Source organism: Phenylobacterium sp., assembly GCF_036402295.1.
Taxonomy (GTDB): Bacteria; Pseudomonadota; Alphaproteobacteria; order Caulobacterales; family Caulobacteraceae; genus Phenylobacterium.
On sequence record NZ_DASWTE010000224.1, the window covers coordinates 1 to 5,971 of the forward strand.

Sequence of the window (5,971 nt, forward strand, 5' to 3'; positions counted from 1 at the left end):
CGCCACTTCCCGTCTTGTCCCTGCACGATGCGTCTGAATCGGTCGTAGGTCTTGAGCGCGTAGCCGCCGGTGGAGACGAAATCGACGACCTGCTCGAAGTCTTCCCAGGGCAGGTCGCGGTAGGGGCCGGCCGAGCGCACCTCGTCGTAGAGCTCCAAGAGATCGAAGGGCTCGGAGACGGCGCAGCCCATGACGTGCTGGGCCAGGACGTCGAGGGCGCCGACCCGCGGCGGGTCGCCGTCGAGGCGGTTCTCGGCGATGGCCTCGCGGGCGGCCTGGCATTCGAGCATCTCGAAGCGGTTGGCGGGAACGAAGAGCGCGCGGGACGGTTCGTCGAGGCGGTGGTTGGCGCGGCCGATGCGCTGGACCATGCGCGAGGCGCCCTTGGGGCTGGCGAGCTGGATGACGAGGTCGACGTCGCCCCAATCGATGCCGAGGTCGAGGGTGGAGGTGCAGACGACGGCGCGCAGGTCGCCGCGCGCCATGGCGGCCTCGACCTTGCGGCGCTGCTCGGCGGCGAGGCTGCCGTGGTGCAGCGCGATGGGCAGGCCGTCGTCGTTCAGCTTCCAGAGCTCCTGGAACGCGAACTCGGCCTGGAAGCGGGTGTTGACGAAAACGAGCGCGATCTTCGAGCGGCGGATGACGTCGTAGACCTCGGCCATGGCGTGCTGGGCGGTGTGGCCGCTCCAGGGGACGCGGCCCTCCGAGAGCAGGACGTCGACGATGGGTTCGGCGCCGGCCGGGCCGCGGACGAGGGCGATGGACTGGGGGCCGTGCGGTCGCAGCGCGCCCTCCACCACTTCGTGGTCCGCCCCCGCAAGCGAGGGAGGAACTGGGGCGATCGATCCGCTTAGTTCCTCCCCCGTGACAACGGGCGAGGTGGCAGCGAAGCTGACGGAGGGGGCGCTGGTGTGGCTCGCCATCCAGGCTTTGATCACCTCGGGGTCGTCCACCGTCGCGCTCAGCCCGACCCGGCGCATGTGCGGCGCGAGCACCTGCAGCCGCGCCAGGTCGAGCGCCAGGAGGTCGCCGCGCTTGGAGGCGTGCAACGTATGGATCTCGTCCAGGATCACGCAGCGCAGGTCCTCGAAGTAGGGGCGCGCGCCTTCCCAGGCGCAGAGCAATGCCAGTTGCTCGGGCGTGGTGAGCAGGATGTCGGGGGGCTTCACGCGCTGGCGCTGACGGCGACTGATGCCGGTATCGCCGGTGCGGCTCTCGGCGACGATGGAAAGGCCCATCTCGGCGATGGGCATGCCGAGGTTGCGCTCGACGTCGACGGCCAGCGCCTTCAGCGGCGAGATGTAGAGGGTGTGCAAGCCGCGCGGGGTATTGGCGGGCGGGCGCTCGGTGAGCTCGATCAGGCTGGGCAGGAAGCCGGCGAGCGTCTTGCCGCCGCCAGTGGGCGCGATGAGCAGGGCGTCGCGGCCCGCCTTCGCCTTCTCCACCATCTCGAGCTGGTGCGCGCGCGGCGCCCAGCCGCGGCCGGCGAACCATGCCTGGAACTTCGGCGGCAGGAGGTCGGCGGCGGGACCGGAGGCGTCGGCCATGCAGGCGCTATAGCATGTTCCCGTTTGGTTTCACGCGTTGAGGTGACCGAAGGACAGCCCTCCCTCCTCGATGGAGGAGGGTTGGGTGGAGGTGTGCCTGCCGAGGTGAAGGATGTGGCGCCTGTCGGCGCCCACGCCTCACGCGTCAAGTCCTTCGCCACCCTGTGCACACCCCCAATCCCCGCCCCTTCCGCCATCGAGGAGGAAGGGGGCGAGAAGGAATGCGCGCCCTGCCCCCTAGCGCGGCGCGGCGATTTCGGCTGGAAAGGGGCCGATGCGTTTCAGCCTCCCCCTCCTCGCTGCAATGTTCCTGCTGGCCGCCTGCTCGCCGCCGGGCGAGGGGCAGAGCGCGCCGAAGGCGGACGCCCCGGCCAAGCGCGACGCCCTCGGGTTCCCGATGGCCGACCGGCCGGTGGCGGGGATCGTGGCGTCGGAGTGGTCGAACGGGCCCGACCGGGACGCGGCGGATGAGTCCGGGCAGCTCGTGCGCGGGCTGGAGATCAAGCCCGGCATGGCGGTGGCCGACATCGGGGCGGGCTCGGGCTACCATACATTGCGCCTCTCGCCGGCGGTCGGCGCTTCAGGCGTCGTCTATGCCGAGGACATCGTCGAAGCCTATCTGTCCGGCCTACGGCGCGAGGCCGAGCGGCGGAAGCTCCGGAACGTGAAGATCGTGGTGGGGACGCCTGACGATCCCAAGCTGCCCGCGGGCGCAGTGGATCGGGCGGTGATGGTCCATATGTACCATGAGATCGAGAGCCCCTACGCCCTGCTCTGGAACCTGGCCGGGTCGCTGAAGCCCGGCGGCCGGGTGGGCGTGATCGACCTGGACCGGCCGACGAACAGTCACGGCACGCCGCCGGCGCTCTTGAAGTGCGAATTCGAGGCGGTGGGCTACAAGCGGCTGAGCCACGGGCCGCTGGAGGGCGGGATCGGGTATCTGGCGGTGTTCGAGGCGCCGGCCGCGCGGCCCAAGCCCGCCGACATCAAGCCCTGCAAGGCGCCGCCGGCGGCGCGGTAGAGGTTTTTGGCCGAGCGCCGGATGCGCGCGGCGCAGCGTTACCGGGAATTCATTTCGGGCGGGGCGGCGGGGGCTCTAAGCCTCGCGTCACATCATCTGTCTCGGGGTTACATCCGCATGTTCCGCACCGCCTGTTCCGTCCTGGCGCTGGGCGCCGCTTTGCTGGCTGGGCCGGCGTTGGCGCAGCCGCCGGCGGCCCCCGCGCCCGCCGCGGCGCAGTCGGAGGACGCCAGGCTGGCGGGGTTCTTCCAGGCCGCGTTCATGGAGCAGGCGCAGCTCAGCCCCGAGACCCTGACGCAGCTGGGCATGAAGACGCGGTATTCCGAGCTGGGCGACTACACCATGGCCGGCCAGAAGAAGGCCGTGGACCTGGGCCACGCGCAGGTGGCGCGGATGAAGCGGGAGTTCGACCGCTCCAAGCTGTCGGCGGCCTCGCAGCTCTCGTACGACCTGTTCGCCAAGGCGGCGGACATCCAGGCCACGCTCTTCAAGTGGTACTGGCAGAACTATGCGGTGAGCTCGACCGGCAGCACGCTGGACGGCCTGCCGGTGATGCTGATCAACGCGCACAAGGTGGCCAACGTCGCCGACGCCGAGGCCTATGTGGCGCGCCTGAAGGCGTTCGAGCGGGTGGCGGGCGAGGTCGCGGCCGACATCGACGAGCGGACCGCCAAGGGCTTCCTGCCGCCGCAGTTCGTGTTCGGCCGCGTGATCCCGGACGCCCAGAACCAGATCAAGGGCGCGCCGTTCGACGGCGGGGCCGACCATGCGATCTGGGCCGACTTCAAGACCAAGGTGGACGCGCTGAGCGCCGACGCGGCGGTGAAGTCGAAGTTGAAGGCCGACGCGGAAGCCGCGCTGAAGGGCGAGTGGAAGCGCGGCTACGAGCGCTACATCGCCGCGCTGAACGCCATGTCGAAGAAGGCGACCACGGTGAACGGGGTGTGGGCGCTGCCGGACGGCGCGGCCTACTACGCCGACTCCGTGGCGTTCTACACGACGACGCCGCTGACCCCCGACCAGATCCACGCCACGGGGCTCTCCGAGGTGGCGCGCATCCGGGCCGAGATGGAGCAGATCAAGGCGAAGGTGGGCTTCAAGGGGACGCTGGACGAGTTCCTGACGAAGGTCCGCACCGATCCTGCGCTGAAGTACCCCAACACCGAGGCCGGCAAGCAGCAGTACCTGACCGACGCGAAGAAGATCATCGCCGACTACATGGCCGTCGCGGACAAGCAGTTCTCCACCCTGCCTAAGCAGGCGCTGGAGGTGCGCGCGGTGGAGCCGTTCCGGGAGAAGACGGCGTCGACCGCCTTCTACAACCAGGGCACGCCGGACGGCTCGCGGCCGGGGATCTTCTACGTGAACCTGTCGGACATGACCCAGGTGGCGAAGGTGCAGCTGCCGGCGATCGCCTATCACGAGGGCGCGCCGGGGCATCACTTCCAGATCGCGCGCGCCCAGGAGCAGGCCGACCTGCCGCTGTTCCGGCGGTTCTCGTACCAGGGCGCCTACATCGAGGGTTGGGGCCTCTACGCCGAGAAGCTGGGCAAGGAGGCGGGCTTCTACCAGGACCCGTACGACGACTTTGGGCGGCTGAGCCTGGAGATCTGGCGGGCGGTTCGGCTCGTGCTCGACACCGGGATCCACCACAAGCGTTGGACCCGCGACCAGTCCATCGCCTACATGCGGGCGAACACGCTCTCCTCGGACCTGGACATTGCGCGTGAGGTGGACCGCTACTTCACCACGCCCGGCCAGGCGACGAGCTACAAGGTGGGGCAGCTGAAGATCCTGGAGCTGCGGGAGAAGGCGCAGAAGGCGCTGGGACCGAAGTTCGACCTGAAGGCCTTCCACGAGGTGATCCTGGCCGCGGGCCCGCTGCCGCTGGACATCGTGGAGCGCCGCGTGGACGCGTACATCGCCGGGGCGAAGTAGCGGCGCCCTAGTTCCGCTTCGGGATTACCACGGGGAGGGTTTCGTAGCCCTTCACGAAGGTGGACCAGGTGCGCCTGGGTTCGCCGGTGACGACGATCTCGGGGAAGCGGGCCAGGATCTCTTCCCAGATGATCTGGAGCTGGAGCTCGGCCAGGCGGTTGCCGACGCAGCGGTGGATGCCGAAGCCGAACGAGATGTGCTGGCGGGGCCGCTCGCGGTCGATGATGTAGGCGTTCGGGTTCTCGATCACCGTCTCGTCGCGGTTGCCCGAGACGTACCACATGACGACCTTGTCGCCGGCCTTGATGGTCTTGCCCTGGAACTCGACGTCCTCAACCGCCGTGCGGCGCATGTGGGCGAGCGGGGTCTGCCAGCGGATGGTCTCGGAGACCATCGAGGGGATCAGGTCGGGGTTGGCGCGCAGCTTGGCGTACTGGTCGGGGTTCTGGTTCAGCGCCAGGACCGAGCCCGAGATGGTGTTGCGGGTGGTGTCGTTGCCGCCGACGGTCAGCAGCACGACGTTCCCGAAATACTCGCGCGGCTCCATGTTCCGGGTAGCCGGGTTGTGGGCCAGCATCGAGATCAGGTCGCCGGCGGGCGGGGCGTTGACCTTCTGATTCCAGAGGCCCGTGAAGTAGGCGTGGTACTCCTGGAAGATCGCCATCTTCTGCTCGAGCGTCTCCACGATCGCGCCCGGCATCGGGATAGCGGTCACCACGTCGGACCAGTAGGTGATCTGGCGGCGGTCGGCCTGCGGCGCATCGAACAGCGTCGCCAGCGTCATGGCCGTCAGCTCCTTCGAAACGAGGTCGACCCAGTCGAACTCCTCGCCGATCGGCAGGCCGTCCAGGATCGCGCCCGCGCGCTCGCGGATCTCGGGCGCCATGACGGCCAGGGCCGGCGGCGCGACGGCCGGCGACACGGCCTTGCGCTGCACGTCGTGCTTGGGCGGGTCCATGGCGATGAACATCGGCAGCGGGTCCATGTTCTGCTGGCCGCCGCCAATGGTGATGCCGCCCTTCAGGAAGTCGGAGGAGAAGCGCTGGTGATCGGTGTCGATCGCCATGATGTCGTTGTACCTGGTGATCGACCAGTACGGGCCGAACTCGTGCTCCTCGGTGTAGTGGACCGGGTCCTCGGCGCGCAGGCGCTCGAAGATCGGCCACATGGCGTCGGCCTGGAACAGGGCCGGCTGGGCCGGGTCGAGCTTCTCGAGGGGCAGCGACCAGGCCTCGGCCCGCGCCTGTTCCTTGCTGATCTGCGCCACGTGCCCGTCGGCCATCGAACTTCCTCCCGAATATGGGTGACAGTGAACGCCGATAAGCTGGGTTTGGCCAGAGGCGGTGACGCCAGCGTCACGTTCGCTCTGCGAATCCGCAGAGCTCCGCGGCGAACTCGCGGACTGGCGCCGCGCGCGCGCTGGGCGCAGCCTTCGGGGCATGACCGAGCGCCTGCACCACATGGC

Annotated in this window: 4 protein-coding genes; 2 read left to right on the forward strand and 2 right to left on the reverse strand. The window is 69.1% G+C overall.

The window, feature by feature from the left end; genetic code table 11:
* Positions 1-1,547: DEAD/DEAH box helicase (locus VGD44_RS13880; protein ID WP_331088011.1), on the reverse strand; the 1,547-nt coding region annotated here is incomplete at its 3' end.
* 274 nt (positions 1,548-1,821) lie between these two features.
* On the opposite strand from VGD44_RS13880, the gene VGD44_RS13885 reads away from it, so the two are divergent.
* Positions 1,822-2,568: a class I SAM-dependent methyltransferase gene (locus VGD44_RS13885; protein WP_331088013.1), complete on the forward strand. Its 747-nt coding sequence runs from the start codon at positions 1,822-1,824 to the stop codon at positions 2,566-2,568.
* A 117-nt stretch (positions 2,569-2,685) separates the two neighbouring features.
* Positions 2,686-4,506, forward strand: a complete 1,821-nt coding sequence (locus VGD44_RS13890) for a DUF885 domain-containing protein (protein ID WP_331088015.1) — start codon at positions 2,686-2,688, stop codon at positions 4,504-4,506.
* Between the two features lie 7 nt (positions 4,507-4,513).
* Here VGD44_RS13890 and VGD44_RS13895 read toward each other — a convergent pair whose 3' ends face one another.
* Positions 4,514-5,788, reverse strand: a complete 1,275-nt coding sequence (locus VGD44_RS13895; RefSeq protein WP_331088017.1) for a cytochrome P450 — start codon at positions 5,786-5,788, stop codon at positions 4,514-4,516.
* Between the last annotated feature and the right edge of the window lie 183 nt (positions 5,789-5,971).

Coding starts and splice junctions, on each gene's coding strand:
- VGD44_RS13885 (WP_331088013.1), top strand. CDS start 1,822: ATGCGTTTCAGCCTCCCCCTCCTCGCTGCAATGTTCCTGCTGGCCGCC.
- VGD44_RS13890 (WP_331088015.1), top strand. CDS start 2,686: ATGTTCCGCACCGCCTGTTCCGTCCTGGCGCTGGGCGCCGCTTTGCTG.
- VGD44_RS13895 (WP_331088017.1), bottom strand. CDS start 5,788: ATGGCCGACGGGCACGTGGCGCAGATCAGCAAGGAACAGGCGCGGGCC.